The sequence below is a fragment of the Flavobacterium granuli genome (assembly GCF_031456055.1).
GTDB lineage: Bacteria > Bacteroidota > Bacteroidia > Flavobacteriales > Flavobacteriaceae > Flavobacterium > Flavobacterium granuli_A.
The window spans coordinates 429,048-446,025 of the sequence record NZ_JAVDTX010000003.1 but is presented as its reverse complement, the minus strand read 5'-3'; the positions used below and the strand labels follow the sequence as shown (position 1 = coordinate 446,025).

Annotated in this window: 13 protein-coding genes; 9 read left to right on the top strand and 4 right to left on the bottom strand. The window is 38.0% G+C overall.

The annotated features are described in order from the left end of the window. Positions 1-38 precede the first annotated feature (38 nt). From J2W95_RS08940 to J2W95_RS08930, 3 genes are all read left to right on the top strand, one after another. The gene (locus tag J2W95_RS08940; RefSeq protein WP_310006081.1) at positions 39-2,315 is read left to right on the top strand and encodes a TonB-dependent receptor; all 2,277 of its coding nucleotides are present in this window, start codon (positions 39-41) and stop codon (positions 2,313-2,315) included. A gap of 1 nt (position 2,316) precedes the next feature. Then, complete coding sequence (locus tag J2W95_RS08935; protein WP_310006079.1) at positions 2,317-2,781, top strand: thioredoxin family protein; 465 nt, start codon at positions 2,317-2,319, stop codon at positions 2,779-2,781. 131 nt (positions 2,782-2,912) lie between these two features. After that, entirely contained in the window at positions 2,913-3,323 is a 411-nt protein-coding gene (locus J2W95_RS08930) for a BrxA/BrxB family bacilliredoxin (RefSeq protein ID WP_310006077.1), read from the top strand. A gap of 76 nt (positions 3,324-3,399) precedes the next feature. On the opposite strand, the gene J2W95_RS08925 is transcribed toward J2W95_RS08930, so the two are convergent. From J2W95_RS08925 to J2W95_RS08910, 4 genes are all read right to left on the bottom strand, one after another. Further along, the gene (locus J2W95_RS08925) at positions 3,400-4,179 is read right to left on the bottom strand and encodes a bestrophin-like domain (protein ID WP_310006075.1); all 780 of its coding nucleotides are present in this window, start codon (positions 4,177-4,179) and stop codon (positions 3,400-3,402) included. Between the two features lie 196 nt (positions 4,180-4,375). Next, positions 4,376-5,740: an efflux transporter outer membrane subunit gene (locus tag J2W95_RS08920; RefSeq protein ID WP_310006073.1), complete on the bottom strand. Its 1,365-nt coding sequence runs from the start codon at positions 5,738-5,740 to the stop codon at positions 4,376-4,378. Continuing rightward, positions 5,733-8,900 carry an efflux RND transporter permease subunit gene (locus tag J2W95_RS08915; protein ID WP_310006071.1) on the bottom strand — a complete coding sequence of 1,056 codons (3,168 nt, stop codon included), beginning with the start codon at positions 8,898-8,900 and terminating at the stop codon, positions 5,733-5,735. The genes J2W95_RS08920 and J2W95_RS08915 overlap by 8 nt, the downstream gene beginning before the upstream one ends. Positions 8,901-8,932: 32 nt before the next feature. Beyond that, positions 8,933-10,081 (bottom strand): efflux RND transporter periplasmic adaptor subunit, encoded by a 1,149-nt coding sequence (locus J2W95_RS08910; protein WP_310006069.1) that lies wholly within the window; start codon positions 10,079-10,081, stop codon positions 8,933-8,935. Between the two features lie 288 nt (positions 10,082-10,369). Between J2W95_RS08910 and J2W95_RS08905 the strand changes: the two genes are divergently transcribed. The 6 genes from J2W95_RS08905 (at position 10,370) to J2W95_RS08880 (ending at position 16,931) form a co-directional block, all read left to right on the top strand. Beyond that, the gene (locus tag J2W95_RS08905) at positions 10,370-11,341 is read left to right on the top strand and encodes a polyphosphate kinase 2 family protein (protein ID WP_310006067.1); all 972 of its coding nucleotides are present in this window, start codon (positions 10,370-10,372) and stop codon (positions 11,339-11,341) included. Between the two features lie 123 nt (positions 11,342-11,464). Continuing rightward, positions 11,465-13,135 carry a SulP family inorganic anion transporter gene (locus J2W95_RS08900; protein ID WP_310006065.1) on the top strand — a complete coding sequence of 557 codons (1,671 nt, stop codon included), beginning with the start codon at positions 11,465-11,467 and terminating at the stop codon, positions 13,133-13,135. A 140-nt stretch (positions 13,136-13,275) separates the two neighbouring features. Continuing rightward, positions 13,276-13,560 (top strand): GIY-YIG nuclease family protein, encoded by a 285-nt coding sequence (locus tag J2W95_RS08895; protein WP_310006063.1) that lies wholly within the window; start codon positions 13,276-13,278, stop codon positions 13,558-13,560. Between the two features lie 534 nt (positions 13,561-14,094). Beyond that, positions 14,095-15,453 carry an oxygen-dependent tRNA uridine(34) hydroxylase TrhO gene (gene trhO / locus J2W95_RS08890; RefSeq protein WP_310006061.1) on the top strand — a complete coding sequence of 453 codons (1,359 nt, stop codon included), beginning with the start codon at positions 14,095-14,097 and terminating at the stop codon, positions 15,451-15,453. Positions 15,454-15,459: 6 nt separating this feature from the next. Continuing rightward, the gene (locus tag J2W95_RS08885; protein ID WP_310006059.1) at positions 15,460-16,701 is read left to right on the top strand and encodes a peptidase U32 family protein; all 1,242 of its coding nucleotides are present in this window, start codon (positions 15,460-15,462) and stop codon (positions 16,699-16,701) included. Next, the gene (locus J2W95_RS08880; protein ID WP_310006057.1) at positions 16,701-16,931 is read left to right on the top strand and encodes a ferredoxin; all 231 of its coding nucleotides are present in this window, start codon (positions 16,701-16,703) and stop codon (positions 16,929-16,931) included. The genes J2W95_RS08885 and J2W95_RS08880 overlap by 1 nt, the downstream gene beginning before the upstream one ends. Positions 16,932-16,978: the final 47 nt, after the last annotated feature.

Here is a 16,978-nt window from a genome sequence, read left to right as displayed (position 1 = left end):
TTATTTTTTTAGCTTTGTCTAAAAATTAATTTAATATAATGAAATATTTATTTTTGATATTAATAATACTCACATTACAGTTAACATACTCCCAAGAAAACGCTACTGTAATAGGAATTGTAATGCATAAATCGACACCAATTGAAAATGCAACAGTAGAGATTATAAGTTCCAATTTCAACACACAAACAAACGACAAGGGAATTTACACCTTTCAAAATATCACTAAAGGTAATTACAAAGTACTAGTAACAGCCGTTGGTTATAAAACCCAAAGAAAAAATTTAATAATTCAATCACCAGAACAAATTCAACTCGACTTCGAACTGCAAACAGATGATAATGAACTCAACGAAGTTGTTGTCTCAGGAACCTTAAAAGCAGTAAAACGACTAGAAAGCGCAGTCCCTGTTGAAGTGTACACACCGGTCTTTTTCAAAAAAAATCCAACGCCAAGCATATATGAAGCGTTACAAAACGTAAACGGAGTGAGACCACAACTCAATTGCGGTGTCTGCAATACAGGTGATATTCATATCAATGGTTTGGAAGGGCCATATACATCGGTAATGATTGACGGGATGCCTATTGTCAGCAGTTTATCAACCGTTTATGGATTGTCAGGAATTCCTAATTCATTGGTGGAGCGAATCGAAATAGTAAAAGGCCCAGCCTCTTCTTTATACGGAAGTGAAGCTGTGGGCGGCTTGATCAACATCATTACAAAAAATCCAATTAATGCTCCCGTATTTTCAGCCGATGTATTTACAACCACTTGGCTAGAAACCAATGTTGATTTGGGCGTAAAATTTAATATTAACCAAAAAGCCTCTTCATTATTAGGCCTTAACTATTACCTCTACGACCAAACCATTGACAATGATCATGATGGATTTACAGATGTAACGGCGCAAAACAGAATTTCCCTTTTCAATAAATGGAATTTCAATCGTGTCCAAAACAGATTATTCACGGTAGCCGTCAGAGGAATGTACGAAGATCGATGGGGCGGTGATATTCGTTGGGAGAAAAAATATCGTGGTGACAATGAAATCTATGGAGAAAGCATTTACACCAAACGAGGGGAACTTCTAGGAAGCTACCAATTCCCAACTATAGAAAAACTGATGCTCTCTTTCTCCGGAACGATACATTTTCAAGACAGCCGTTATGGAACAACCTCTTATATTGCGAATCAAAAAATTGGCTTTCTGCAACTGACTTGGGACAAAAAAGTAGGAAAAAATGATTTGCTTACAGGAATAGCATCACGTTATACTTACTATGATGACAACACGCAATCTACCTCACTTTTAAACGAAAACAATCCAGAAAAAACATGGCTTCCGGGAATTTTTGTCCAAGATGAAATTTCTTTTAGCGAGAAACACAAAATGTTATTCGGCTTACGATACGATTACAACACCATTCACGGGAATATTTTTACTCCAAGGTTTGCCTATAAATTAAAAATCAACGAAAATAACATTCTCCGTTTGAATGCCGGATCTGGCTTTAGGGTGGTTAATTTATTTACTGAAGACCATGCTGCATTGACTGGATCAAGAGAAGTGGTGATTGCCAATAATCTGAATCCTGAAAAATCAATGAACGCCAATTTGAATTATATAAAGAAAATATATTTTACGAATGGTACTTTTTTAGGAATTGAAACCACCGCTTTTTATACCCGATTCAGCAACAAAATTGTATCGGATTACACAACAGACCCAAACAAAATTATTTATGACAACATAGATGGTTACGCTTTGAGCCAAGGAATCAGCTGTAATACCGATATCAATTTCACCAATGGATTAAAATTCATATTGGGCGCTACTTATATGGATGTTTCCAATGTAGAAAATGACGTAAAAACAAGACCTTACTTAACCGAAAATTTCACGGCCACTTGGAGCGTATCGTATAAAATTAATCCGATTGATTTAGCAATTGATTATACCGGAAATGTTTATAGCCCCATGAAATTACCATTATTAAGTGAAACTGATCCCCGTAATCCTTACTCTCCTTGGTACAGTTTACAAAACATACAGTTTACTTATTCAGGTTGGAAAAATTTTGAATTGTACGCCGGCATCAAAAACCTACTTAACTTTACTCCTAAACAAAACAATCCATTCCTGATTTCCAGAACCGAAGATCCATTTGACAAAAATGTACAATACGATTCGAATGGAAAAGTATTAGTGACACCTGACAACCCTTATGGTTTAACATTTGACACCACTTATGTTTACGGCCCAAATCAGGGAATCAGAGGTTTCTTTGGGCTTCGTTATAATTTATTTTAAAATGAAAAAATGGCTTTACATACTATTAATTTTCTCTTGGGCAATTCCATCAGGTTTTGCCCAATTGAAAACCCATACTTTTGAAGAAGCAGAAAAAATGTCCAAAGAAAACCCGAAACCATTTGTAATTTATATTCACACATCTTGGTGCAACTACTGCAAAATGATGGAAAATTCCACTTTCAAAAACCCTGAAATCATAAATCTTTTAAATAACAACTATTACTTTATATCATTAGATGCCGAAAGCAAAGAAGATATTCATTTCAATAATCATACTTTTGAATTCAAACCAAAAGGTCAAAACACAGGAATTCACGAACTGGCAACGGCATTAGCAACAATAAATTCTCAAGTGATTTATCCAACAATTACAATTTTAGAATCTGATTTTTCAATTGTCTTTCAAAAGCATTCATTTCTAAACAACAAACAGTTAATAGCTATTCTAGAAAAGAAAAAATAAGATAATTACTAGCTAAAAAAATATCCCATAACTACAATCAAACTATAACAAAACTTTATATTTCAAATTAAGTTCTTGTAATTAAACTTTGTAACTTTGCATTTATAAAAGTTGAACTTAAAATAAAAAATATGTATCCAGAAGAAATGGTAAAACCAATGCAGGCTGAATTAACAACTGTAGGTTTTCAAGATTTACATAGTGCTGAAGCAGTAAATACTGCAATAAAATCGGAAGGCACAACATTAGTGGTAGTAAATTCTGTTTGTGGGTGTGCGGCAAGAAATGCACGTCCAGGAGCGGCTATGAGTTTAGAAGGCGCAAAAAAACCAGATCATTTAATCACAGTTTTTGCAGGAGTTGATAAAGAGGCAGTAACTGCCGCAAGAGAACATATGTTCCCTTTCCCTCCATCTTCTCCAAGCATTGCCTTGTTCAAAGACGGTGAATTGGTTCATATGTTAGAGCGTCACCACATTGAAGGACGTCCAGCAGAAACTATTGCTGAAAACTTAAAAGATGCTTTCAACGAGTATTGCTAAGCTTTAAAACACATTAAAAATCGAAAACCATCCCTAATCGGATGGTTTTTTGATTTTAAAACTATCTTGTTCAGCTTCATTTTCCGTGTAACTGTTCATAAAGTGTAATAATTGGCTGTTGATTCAACCTAATAAAACCTTGTTCCGGACGATCAAGCGCAAGAATAAGCCACATCACAGAAGCAAAAATTATCGAAATTATAATAGCAACCACGTAATTTTTTTTGCCTGAAATTCCAAACTGATATCCCAATAAAAACATTGAAAGTAACGTAATAACACCCAAAATAAATAAAATGGCAAAAGGGATTCGGTACTCAAAAGTATAAGTAACCCGATGATTGTAAATTTCATTCAAATCGTTTGTAGAACCTGTATAAAGTGAAAATGCTTCCGAACTTCTATCAAATGATGCCAATTCCTCCGAATAATGCCAGAGCGAATCCAGAATTGCTTTAGATCTAATTCTAAGATGTTCAACTTTTTTAGGTGATATGTCGTTGACTATAGCTGCCCGCAAATCGGTATATTCAATCAAAAGTTTTCGGGTACTGGATTTATAGGGTTCCGGAATTAATCCGGCACGTAAATAAGTGGTTCGGATGGTGGTTACCTCATCAAGCAAAAGTTTCTTGCGCTCGTTATAACGGTTATCAACAATTTGAAAGGTAAAAGCCAACATAAAAGCCAACAACCCAAGCGATGCACCCACGACTGAACCAACAGGAGAATCGCTGACCTTAACAGCGTGGGTTTTTAAATAAAATCCATACTGCTGACCTAAAATGATTGGAATCAGCACGCAAAAAAACGGAATTAAATACATTCCCAGATTTAAAAGTATGTTATACATCATTAGAAACAATTAAATTCAAAAAACATTCAGAAAACAAACATAATTCACTCAATGACATAAAGTTACAATTTATATATTACAATAAGCAAAAAGCAAAATAAGTATGTTAACATTTCAGTTTAAACTTAATTTCTAAGTCTTTTAAACAAAAAACCACGCAAATTGCGTGGTTTTTTGTTTAATAAGAATGGTGTTTCTAATTCCAGCCACCACCTAAAGCCCTGTACAATTGTATCATTGAACTCAATTGATTTTGGGTTAACTGAGAAAGGCTCAATTCGGCATCAAATAGTGAACGTTCTACCTCCAAAACTTCTAAATAAGACACATAACCATTGTAATATCTAGCGTTTGACAATTCCAAGTTCTTTCTAGCCGCTAGTACTTGTCTGTTTCTGGCTGTCCATTCTTCTTTGTACGTTTTTACATTTTGTAAAGCCTGTTCCACTTCTGCAACGGCAACAATACAAGTTTTTTGGTATGAAAGTCTGGATTCTTCAGCAATTTGTCTATAAATCTCCACTCTTCTTCTGTTTTTTCCAAAATTAAAAATCGGTCCGGCAACAGAAGCGCTGGCATTTTGCAAATACGAAGAACCATCAAATAATTGACTTACTTGATTGTTTGCAAATCCAGCTAATGCAGCAATATTGAAAGAAGGGAAACGCATCGCCTGTGCAACCCCTATTCTTTCGTTAGAGGCCATATAATACATTTCTGCCTGCATTACATCCGGACGGTTTTTTAATAAAATAGAAGGGATAGAAACAGGTATGTTATTAGCCACTTGAAGCTCTAAAACAGTCTTTCCGCGATCAACAGGACCAGGAGCTTGTCCAGTCAATATTGAGATCGTGTTTTCTCTATCTGTAATTTGTCTTTGAATGGATGGTATCGCCGCTTCGGCAATAGCTACTTGCTGCTCAATCTGAACTTTGTCCACCTCAGAAACATACCCAGCCTGAAACCTTTGATTGATAAGATCAAATGCCTTTTGTCTAGTTTCTAAAGTCTGTTTCGTAATCAGCAACTGATTGTCAAAATCACGAAGCTCAAAATAAGCAACCGCTATATCACTCACCAAATTGGAAAGAATTACTTTTCGTCCTTCTTCACTGGCAAGCAATTCATTTTGAACCGCTCTATTTTCATGACGTATTTTACCCCAAAAATCTAATTCCCAAGATAGATTAGCTGATGCATTGGAAGGCAAAAAGGTCTTCTCATTACTGTTTACAGTTCCACTATATCCTATTGCGGGCAATAAATCAGCTTTGGTATATCCTAATTCTGCTCGTGTACGCTCAATACGTGCCAATGCAATTTTCATGTCATAATTATTTTCCAATCCTTTGTTGATAAGCCCTTTTAGAACTTCGTCATTAAAAAGATCAAACCATTTGACATTGACTACAGAGGCCAAAGTATCAACATTTGCAGGGCCTTGTCGAAAATTCCCTGTACTTTGTTCTTCCGGCTTTTGGTATTTAGGTCCAACCAAACAACCTACAGGAAGTACTGCTAGGACTACAATAACAACAATTATTTTAAATTTATTCATGATCTGTAGTTTTTGAATCCGTACTATTTTCAGTTGCTACAACCTCATCTTTATTTCCAATTTTTTCAATCATTACAAATAAACCGGGCACAATTAATACTCCAAGAATAGTGGCTATCAACATCCCGCTGAACACGGCCATACCCATTACGATACGAGCTTGTGAACCAGCACCTGTAGCCGTAAGCAAAGGAACAACACCAAGTATAAAGGCAAAAGCGGTCATTAAGATTGGACGGAAACGAAGTTTGGCTGCAACCATCGCCGATTCGTACAGCGGTTTGCCCTTCTCATATTCCTCTTTGGCAAACTCAACGATAAGAATCGCATTTTTGGCGACCAGCCCGATTAAGAGCACCAACCCAATCTGCGCAAATACGTTATTTACATAAGCATCACTGCCCATTCTTGCCAAAAACAATCCTAAAAACGCACCAAACACAGCAAAAGGAGCTCCAAGCAATACACTAAAAGGTAATTTCCAGCTTTCGTATTGTGCTGCCAAAATTAAGAATACAAACACCAATGCCATTAAAAACACTGTACCTCCACCAGGAGAATGTTTTTCCTGATACGAAAGGTTGATATAATCGTAACTCATATCTGCTGGCAAAGTTTCTTTAGCTACTTCTTCCAATGCGGTCAAAGCTTGAGCACTACTATAACCATCATTTGGGCTACCTCCAATTTCAGCAGCTCTAAATAAATTAAGACGGTTGGTAAAATCAGGTCCCGCTACTTTTGTGGCAGTAACCAAAGTGGATATTGGCAACATGTCACCGCTATCGTTTCTCACGTAAATCTTGTTTAGATTTTCTGGCCTCAACCTGTCTACGGCTTCACCTTGTAAATACACTTTATACTGGCGACCAAAACGGTTAAAGTCATTCACGTAAGAACCTCCCAAAAAGGCTCCTAATACTTCAGTGACTTTAGAAACAGGCACTCCTAATTTCATCGCTTTTTCGTTGTCAATATCTAATTTTATCTGAGGAGTTCCTGCATTAAAAGTGGTATAAATCCTTTTGATTTCAGGACGTTTTTGTGCGGCAGCAATAAATGCCTGTGTCTGTTGGGCAAGATATTGCGGAGTGTTTCCACCTCTATCTTGCAACATCAAACTAAAACCTGCAGACGCTCCCAAACCTTGAATTGCAGGAGGACCAAAAGCAAAAGCGGTTGCATTTGTAATTTGCGTTGATAATCTTTTATTCAATCGATCAACCAATTGTTTGGCCGTTTCTGTTCTTTCTTCCCAAGGCTTTAACGATATGAAAATAAAAGCATTATTAGGCTGATACGAGTTCGTAAGCATACTAAATCCGTTGATTGTAGTATAAGAAAGTATCGACTCCTCCTCTTTTAAAAATCCGTCTATTTTTCTCGAAATCTCATCTGTACGCTGGATAGAAGATGCAGGCGGCAATGCTACGTTAATTAAAATATACCCCTGATCTTCCTCTGGAATAAAACCTGATGGGATTTTTAAGCCCAATAACACTACAGCAGCTAAAACTACTCCTAATAAAACAACAATACGCATCGCCTTTTTAGCAAAAAAAGTAGCTCCTGTTAAGTATTTTTCCGTTACGTTTTCGAAAATTCTATTGAACCCTGTAAAAAATTTGGCCAACCATCCTGTTTGCTGATCAACAGGTTTCGTGGGTTTTAAGAGCATGGCACAGAGCGCGGGACTGAGTGACAAGGCACTAAATGCCGAGAAGGCGACCGAGACCGCAATGGTTATGGCAAATTGTTGATAAAAACGACCAGTGATACCAGGCGTCATTGCAACGGGCACGAACACTGCTATCAAAATAAGGGCAATTGCAATTACTGGTCCAGAAACTTCTTTCATAGCCTGTATTGTAGCATCTTTTGGAGATTTACCATGTTCAATATGATGCATAACGGCTTCCACAACCACGATGGCATCATCGACGACAATACCAATTGCTAGTACTAACCCCAATAAAGATAAGGTGTTTATCGAAAATCCTAACATTGGAAAAACTGCAATGGTACCAATTAATGACACTGGAACCGTTATCAATGGAATCAAAGTTGCACGCCAGTTTTGAAGAAATATAAATACAACTAATATTACCAGAATAACGGCTTCAAAAAGGGTATGGACAATATCTTCAACACCCGCAGTAATAGCAAGTGTGGTATCCAATGATTCTTGGTATTCAATACCTTTTGGAAACTTTTCGGACATTTTTTTCATAGCCTCTTTTGCAAGAGTAGCTACTTCCAAAGCGTTACTTCCCGGCATCTGAAACATAGTGATTGCCGCTGTTGCGCTTCCATTTCTACGGGCATTTGAACTATAATTTTCTGTACCCAATTCAATTCGGGAGATGTCGCTTAATACTACTTGAGAACCATCTGATTTACTTTTTACCACAATTTTGCCAAACTCCTTCTCAGTAACTAAACGATCTTGAAGCGTAACACCATAGGTAAAATCCGTTCCTAATGGAGCAGGCTCAGAGCCAAATTTTCCACCAGGGCTAATCATGTTTTGAGCATTCAAGGCATTTTTTACATCATCAACAGTTATCCCGAGTTTGCTCATTACATCGGCTTTTAGCCAAACTCTCATGGAATAATCACTTCCTCCAAAAAGGGAAACTTCACCAACTCCTTTTATACGCGCCAATTGATCCACAATGTTGATATTGGCATAATTGTTCAAAAATTTGTTGTCGTATTTAGGATTTGTAGAGGTAAGTGTAAACAACATCATCGGGAATGACAATGATTTTTTTACCACAACCCCTTGTTGTTTAACGCTTGAAGGCATAAATGGAGCCGACTGTGCCTGACGATTTTGGGTAAGCATATTGGCATTGTCCAAATTGGTACCCACATCAAATGTTACTTCAATTGTACAGGCTCCATCAGAAGTGTTTGTCGATTTTATGTAAAGCATCTGCTCTACTCCATTTACCTTTTGCTCAATTGGGGTAGCAACTGCCTGCTCCACATTCAACGCATTAGCTCCTGTAAAAGTAGTCGTGATCTTTACAACTGGCGGATTAATATCCGGATATTGTGATATTGGTGTTTTTTGTAATGCAAGCAATCCGAGTATCACCGTAATGATACTGATTACTATGGCTACAATTGGTCTTCTAACAAAAAATTCTCCCATAATGTGTTTCTTAATTGTTTAGTTCGCTTTGGTTAATTTTCTGTTTTACCAGGCTGCCATTCTGTAGCTTTTGGTGTTATCACACTGCCACTTTTCAATAAGGAAGTTCCCCCTAAAGCAATTTTATCATTTGCAGATAATCCTTCTGTAACAAGATATCCGTCTTTATAGGCAGGACCAACTTGTATAATTTTAAGATCCACTTTGTTATCACTGCCAACCACATAAACCTGGTAAATTCCCTGCATTTCGATAACAGAACGCTGTGGAATAACCAATGCATTTTGACGAACATCGGTAACTACCAAAATTTTCACATATTGGCCTGGACGAATTAGTTGGTCAGGATTGGCAAATGCCGCCTCGAAAGTCACAGCCCCGGTAGTCGGGTCAATTTGTCTGTCGGCAAAACTGATTTTTCCTTTTTCAGGGTAAACCGACCCGTCTGACAATACTAATGAAATTGATTTTCCGGCTCCTTTTAGACTAGAATCCTTCTTTGTTATTTCTCTAAAAATTCGAAGATATTCCTGTTCGCTCATTGTAAATCGAACCCTTACATCACCCAAATCTGAAATTGTATTTAAAACGGATGCAGCACCCGGACGAACATAATCACCAACTCGAACTTTTGAAATCCCTATCAATCCTGAAATAGGAGCAACAATTGTACTATATCCCAATTCTATTTTTGAATTTTGTAACCTGGCTGTAGATGCTTTTATGGATGCAGCCGCGGCTTCATACGCTGATTTTGCCGCTATTAATTCTCTTTGGCTGACTGCGTTCATCTTGGCAAGTGGCACCATCATGTCGTAATCTGATTTGGTTTTGGCCAATCTAGCTTGCATTTCTGCCAAATCTGCTTCCGCTTGATGCACTTTTTCCTGAAACGGCAACGGATCAATAGTGTATAACAATTGTCCTTTGGTTACCAAGCTGCCCTCATTGAAATTAAGGCTTTCAATAACACCATCAACTCTAGGGTTAATCTGTATATCCGATTGCCCAAAAGTCTGTCCAGTAAACTCAGATTCTAGCCTTACATCTTGTTGCAATACTTTTACGACCGAAATTTCCAGTGGTTTGGCTTCGGGTGGAGCATCTTTTTTGCAAGAAGTGTAAATTGGAGAAAGAACTACAACAAAAAATAATATTTTAATCTTTTTCAGCGTATTCATAAAATCATTATTAAAATTAGTTACAAACAAAAATACTGATTTATATTTATCAGTAAGAGGAAATTACAAAAAACAAACGAATAATTCACAATGATTAATAAAAAAAACAATAGTTAACTGTTGTTTCAAATTATATCTCCGAATTTCACAATCATTCTCTGTTAAAAATATTCCAGCATTTGTTTTTTTACTAAATTAGTAGATTGTATCCTGTAATTCTCAACATAGGAAAAACATTAATTATTTTTTAATCTGCATCACCTTTTACTAACATTAAATTTCAAAATTATGTCCAAGTCAAATAAAAAAGAGCTGAATGATTATGAGGAAAATCTAATTGACCTTGCCACTTTAAGTAAAAAAGAGCTGATACAAAGGGCCAAAAAATTCTCAAAACAATATAATGTCGGTGATGGTGACGGCTTCAAGCTTAAGGATTACGAAACCAAAGCCAGTTTCAATCTAGGAGAAGAAGGAAAACCACTGGTGAATCAGACCCTGCAAATGGGAGTTGATGCATTGGCCGCCATGCAGGATATATTATATGCACAGGACAAATGGTCATTACTACTCGTTTTTCAGGCGATGGATGCTGCTGGCAAAGACGGCGCCATCAAGCATGTGATGTCTGGGGTCAATCCGCAGGGATGTCAAGTTTTCTCTTTCAAAGCGCCTAGTTCAGAAGATTTAGACCATGATTTTTTATGGCGATGCCAAAAGCATTTACCCGAACGAGGACGCATCGGTATTTTTAACCGATCTTATTATGAAGAAGTTTTGGTGGTGCGTGTTCACGAAGCGATTTTAAAAGGTCAAAAACTTCCAGAAAAACTGATTACCAAAGACATCTGGGAAGAGCGTTTTCAAGACATTCGAAACTTTGAAAAATACCTGGCCAGAAACGGGACCATCGTCCTTAAATTTTTCCTCAATGTTTCCAAAAAAGAACAGAAAAAGAGATTCATAGAACGCGTGGACGATCCGGACAAAAACTGGAAATTTAGTGCCGCTGACGCCAAAGAAAGAGGCTATTGGGACGACTACCAGCATGCCTATCAGGATTTAATAAAAAACACCTCAACCAAAAAATCACCTTGGTACGTGATTCCTGCCGACAATAAATCATACGCCCGAATTGCAATAGCATCGGCAATCATAACAGCTCTAGATGAAATGGACTTGGAATACCCAAAAGTAAGTGCCGAAAAAATAACTGAATTGCAAGCTGTCAAACAAGCTTTATTGAACGAAAAAGATTAATTAGCCGATAGTAATTAGTAAAAAAGTGATTAGTCTAGAGCATTATTCTAAAAGACATATTTTCAAAATCACGACCAAAAAGCTAATCACTAAGAACTAGTCACTAATCACTAAAAAGAGCCTATGACTTCCAAACTTTTTCCGCCTACGGAATGGATTACAGCATACAATACTAAAACCTTAAAAAGCGACTTTGTAGCTGGAATAACTTTGGCAGCCTACGGTATTCCGGTTTCATTAGCCTATGCCACCCTTGCAGGATTACCTCCGGAATACGGAATTTATGGTTACCTTATTGGCGGCTTATTTTATGCCTTATTGGGAACTAGCAAGCAACTGGCCATAGGTCCAACATCGGCAATTTCCTTATTGATTGGAACCACCATAGCTGATATGGCAAACGGTGATGTTCAACGCTGGGCTGATATTGCTTCACTTACAGCACTTGTCTTTGCGGCAATGGCAATACTCGCTTATCTCTTGCGTTTGAGCGGTATCATCAATTTTATTAGCGAAACCGTTTTGGTGGGGTTCAAAGCCGGTGCTGCCATAACCATCGGTTTAACCCAACTACCCAAATTATTTGGCGTAAAAGGCGGAGGCGATAATTTCATTGATCGCGTTATCACTCTTTTTTACCAACTCCCAGACACCAATACTTCAGTATTTATTTTTGGCATTGCCGCCATTATCATTCTAATTATTGGCGAAAAAAAAGCACCTGGACGACCCGTTGCAATCTTCATAGTGATTTTATCCATCGTACTCATTTCGGCAACTTCATTAGGCCTTCATGGATTCAATACTGTTGGCATCATACCTACAGGTTTACCGGAATTCCATTTGCCTTCACTTCAAATTAACGATGTCGATGGCGTGCTCCCACTAGCTATGGCCTGCTTTTTATTATCGTATATCGAAAGCGTTTCGGCAGGGAGAACATTGGCACAAAAAAACGGATACGTTATCGATCCGCGTCAGGAACTGCTGGCACTGGGAGTTGCAAATGCGGCTGTAGCGTTTGGACAAGGCTACCCGGTTGCGGGAGGACTTTCGCAGTCTGCCGTAAATGATACCGCGGGTGCCAAAACACCGTTATCATTAGTATTTGCCTCAGCAACAATCGCTCTCTGTCTCTTGTTTTTGACAGGATTCCTCCAGAATTTACCAACCGTAATTTTGGCATCCATTGTTTTAGTCGCCATCAGAGGCCTTTTTGACCTCGAAGAGCTCAAACATCTCTATAAAATAAACAAACAGGAATTTGGAGTTGCCATGATTGCACTGATCGCAGTTCTTATTTGGGGAATCCTGACCGGAGTTTTACTCGCGGCTATGGTAACTTTGCTGTTATTGATAAAAGCAGCCTCACAGCCCAATGTCGCTTTCCTGGGCAGAATCCCCGGCACAAAACGCTATACCGACATGGAAAGGCATCCAGATAATCAAAAAATCGAAGGCGTGCTGCTCGTTCGGGTAGAATCTTCCATATTCTATTTTAACGCCGAATACATAAAAGAGCAGATTTGGGAAAAAATACAAAGCGAACCCGACACTTTAAAAGCCGTTATATTAGATTTGAATTCCTCTCCCCGCATCGATATTGCTGGTGCGCGCTTTTTGAAACAGCTTTTTAGCGATTTACAAGCCAAAAATATTTCCCTAAAAATTGCCGAAGCCCGCGCCGAAGTTCGGGACAGTCTCCGTGCCGAAGGGCTCGAAATGCTTCTGGGACACATAAGCCGTGCCACTTCCGTTGATGATTTGGTGGTTAGTGCAGTTCAAAATAATTAAGGGTGACAATATTTCGCTCAATCCAATTCCCTCAATCTTGTCATCCCGAGGAACGAGGGAACTCCACAATCCTCTTCCACAATCTGGGAACACCGAAAATATTATTTCTCCATTTGTAAATAAAAGACTATTTTAGTTTTATGGAATTTCAAGAAGGATACCATACTTATTACATTTATATAATCACCAATAAAGCAAAAACTGTTTTATACACAGGTGTTACAAATCATTTGAAAATACGTTTAGAACAACACAAAGACAATATTGCTTCAAAAAATAAAACATTTGCCTCTAGCTACAATGTTCACTATTTACATTACTATGAAAAATTCACTTGGATTCAAGAAGCCATAGGTCGTGAAAAAGAAATAAAAGGTTGGAGGAAGGAAAAAAAAATTGGATCTCATAAAGACAATCAATCCTGAACTTAATTTTTTGAATCATTTGTTTGAGTAGTATTGCGAAGCAATCTCCGACAGCCACTTTCCTCAATCTACTTCCTCGCAATCTTGTCATCCTGACGGAGGAAGGATCTTCACAATCCTATTCGACAAAGTGACTCTTTTTCTACTTGGATTACGGGCTTTCTTGCGAAGATCCCTCGTTCCTCGGGATGACAATATTGGGCGTAGGTATTGTGTGATAAGAATGCTTTAACATCATTTATATTGTTTTTTTCGGATAATGATAAAAAAGCAAAATCTCTCTCCTTAGCCCCGATTGAAGTGAAAATCCTTTTGTGCCGGGGTTCGGCACAAAAGATTGTAACGAAAAGCGGGACGATATGTCCTAAAATGCCAAATCTTTCTACTCCAAAAAATTAATCATACCATTTTAAAAAAGCACAAATCCTAAATTTCCCCTAATACGCATTTGAAAATCGCAAAAGTTCACTAATTTTGCGCCCGAATTCTTCCATTTAGAATTCACGACATATTTCTCACTTAAACGTTTATAGCATGCAACTGTATAACACCTTAAGCGCAGAAGAAAGAGCCGAGCTTATTGACCAAGCCGGAAAACAACGACTTACGTTGTCTTTCTATGCGTATGCCAAAATTCAAGATCCCACACAATTTCGTAACGATTTATTTATTGCCTGGAATGCACTCGATGCTTTGGGTAGAATTTACGTTGCCCATGAAGGAATCAACGCCCAAATGAATGTTCCTGCCGAAAATATTGAAGCTTTCAGAGAAACTCTTGAAGCTTATGATTTTATGAAAGGCATTCGTTTGAATGTGGCTGTAGAACATGATGATCACGCCTTTTTGAAACTAACGATCAAAGTGCGTCACAAGATTGTTGCTGACGGTTTGAACGATGAAAGTTTTGATGTAACCAATATAGGTGTTCACTTAAAAGCCAAAGAATTCAACGATATATTGGATGATCCAAACACAATTGTGGTTGATTTTAGAAATCACTATGAAAGTGAAGTGGGCCATTTTAAAGGTGCCATAACTCCCGATGTTGAAACTTTTAGAGAGAGTTTGCCGATAATCAACGAGCAACTTCAAGACCACAAAGAAGACAAAAACCTGGTAATGTATTGCACCGGTGGAATTCGTTGTGAGAAGGCAAGTGCTTATTTCAAACACCAAGGTTTTAAAAATGTTTTCCAATTGGAAGGTGGAATCATTAATTACGCCAAGCAAATTGAAGCAGAAGGATTGGAAAGCAAGTTCATTGGAAAGAATTTTGTTTTTGATAATCGTTTAGGCGAAAGAATTACAGACGATATCGTTTCGCAATGCCACCAATGCGGAAAACCATGCGACAATCACACCAATTGCGAAAATGATGGTTGCCATTTGTTATTTATCCAATGTGACGAATGCAAAACGGCCATGGAAAACTGCTGTTCTTCCGAATGTCTGGAAATTATCCACATGCCTCTAGTCGATCAAGTACGATTGAGAACTGGAAAACAAGTCGGAAATAAAGTTTTTAGAAAAGGAAAATCTGAAAGTTTAAAATTCAAACATTCTGGTGAATTGACGGATACGGCTTTGGCAACAGCTCCAAAAACAACTGATATTCGCAAAAAGATAAAAGTTAAAAAAGCATTACTTGGCAAAGCGGAACATTATTACGTAAAAGCGCAAGTGGGACTTTTCACCATAGAAAACCAAGAATTGAATTCGGGTGATAAAATCTTAATCGTGGGGCCAACAACCGGAAACCAAGAAATGGTTTTGGACAAAATGTTGGTTAACGGAACCGAAAGTACTCAAGCCACAATAGGCGACAAAGTAACATTCACAGTCCCTTTCAGAATTCGATTGTCTGATAAATTATATAAAATTCTAGATTAATTTATCATGGCAACAAACAACAAAATAGAACTTATGGCTCCCGCAGGGAACTTTGAGTCGCTTCAGGCTGGACTGGATAATGGTGCCGATTCTGTTTACTTTGGCGTAGAACAATTGAATATGCGCGCTCGTGCCACGGTAAATTTCACGATGGATGATTTACCGGAAATCGCCCGTCGTTGCGAAGCCAAAAACGTTAGAAGTTATTTGACTTTGAACACCATCATTTATGACCACGACTTATCGGTAGTAAAAACATTGTTGAACAAAGCCAAAGAAGCCAATATCACCGCAGTTATCGCTTCCGACCAAGCCGTAATTTCAATGGCGAGAGGAATTGGGATGGAAGTTCATATTTCGACCCAATTGAACGTTACCAATATCGAAACCATCAAATTCTACAGCTTATTCGCCGATACCATGGTTTTGAGCCGTGAATTGAGTTTACGTCAAGTGAAGAAAATCACGGAACAAATCGAGAAAGAACAAATCAAAGGGCCAAACGGCAAATTGGTGGAAATCGAAATCTTTGGTCACGGTGCATTGTGCATGGCGGTTTCAGGGAAATGCTATTTGAGTTTACATTCGAATAACTCATCGGCAAACCGTGGCGCGTGCAAACAAAATTGCCGTAAAAAATACACTGTTATCGACCAAGAAACTGGTTTTGAAATAGAATTGGACAACGAATACATGATGTCTCCAAAAGATTTGTGCACGCTGAATTTTCTGGATCAGGTAATTGATTCAGGCATTCAAGTTCTAAAAATCGAAGGCCGAGGCCGTGCGCCGGAATACGTGGCCACGGTAATAAAAACCTACCGTGAAGCGATTGACAGTTATAACGAAGGCACTTTTACCAAAGAAAAAATTGCAGTTTGGATGGAAGCCTTGAACACCGTTTACAATCGCGGTTTTTGGTCGGGTTATTATCTTGGTCAAGAATTGGGAGAATGGAGCGATGTTTCGGGATCGATGGCAACACAGAAAAAAGTATATGTGGGGAAAGGAACCCATTTTTTTCCAAAAGCAGAGATTGGTCAATTCAAAATCGAAGCTTACGACATTAAAATCGGAGACAAAATATTGGTTACCGGTCCAAGCACTGGTGCACAGGAAATGGTTATCGAGGAAATGTACGTAAATGACGTAACGGCTGAAAAAGCAACCAAAGGTGACGATTGTACTTTCAAATTACCTTTCAGAATCCGTATGTCTGACAAATTATACAAAATAGTCGAAGCCTAATGGTTATCGTAACACTACAAAGGGACAAGTGCATTGGGTGCAATTACTGTGTGGAAATGGCACCCGTTCATTTTCAGATGTCCAAAAAAGACGGAAAATCGGTGTTGATCAAAAGTGTAAACGCCAAAGGTTTTTACACTTTGAAATCACCCGACCACACCATAGCCGAAAGTTGCGAACTGGCCGCCAAAGCCTGTCCAGTGAAAATCATTTCGGTGAAAGAGACATAGAAAAATAGTGGTTTTGAGCAATCAACAAATGAACCAATAGAAATTTT

Bases quoted from the DNA above. Each gene is read 5' to 3' on its own strand.
- J2W95_RS08910 (WP_310006069.1), bottom strand. From the start codon at position 10,081: ATGAATACGCTGAAAAAGATTAAAATATTATTTTTTGTTGTAGTTCTT.
- J2W95_RS08885 (WP_310006059.1), top strand. From the start codon at position 15,460: ATGGCAACAAACAACAAAATAGAACTTATGGCTCCCGCAGGGAACTTT.
- J2W95_RS08935 (WP_310006079.1), top strand. From the start codon at position 2,317: ATGAAAAAATGGCTTTACATACTATTAATTTTCTCTTGGGCAATTCCA.
- J2W95_RS08915 (WP_310006071.1), bottom strand. From the start codon at position 8,900: ATGGGAGAATTTTTTGTTAGAAGACCAATTGTAGCCATAGTAATCAGT.
- J2W95_RS08930 (WP_310006077.1), top strand. From the start codon at position 2,913: ATGTATCCAGAAGAAATGGTAAAACCAATGCAGGCTGAATTAACAACT.
- J2W95_RS08940 (WP_310006081.1), top strand. From the start codon at position 39: ATGAAATATTTATTTTTGATATTAATAATACTCACATTACAGTTAACA.
- J2W95_RS08880 (WP_310006057.1), top strand. From the start codon at position 16,701: ATGGTTATCGTAACACTACAAAGGGACAAGTGCATTGGGTGCAATTAC.
- trhO (WP_310006061.1), top strand. From the start codon at position 14,095: ATGCAACTGTATAACACCTTAAGCGCAGAAGAAAGAGCCGAGCTTATT.
- J2W95_RS08920 (WP_310006073.1), bottom strand. From the start codon at position 5,740: ATGAATAAATTTAAAATAATTGTTGTTATTGTAGTCCTAGCAGTACTT.
- J2W95_RS08925 (WP_310006075.1), bottom strand. From the start codon at position 4,179: ATGATGTATAACATACTTTTAAATCTGGGAATGTATTTAATTCCGTTT.
- J2W95_RS08895 (WP_310006063.1), top strand. From the start codon at position 13,276: ATGGAATTTCAAGAAGGATACCATACTTATTACATTTATATAATCACC.
- J2W95_RS08900 (WP_310006065.1), top strand. From the start codon at position 11,465: ATGACTTCCAAACTTTTTCCGCCTACGGAATGGATTACAGCATACAAT.
- J2W95_RS08905 (WP_310006067.1), top strand. From the start codon at position 10,370: ATGTCCAAGTCAAATAAAAAAGAGCTGAATGATTATGAGGAAAATCTA.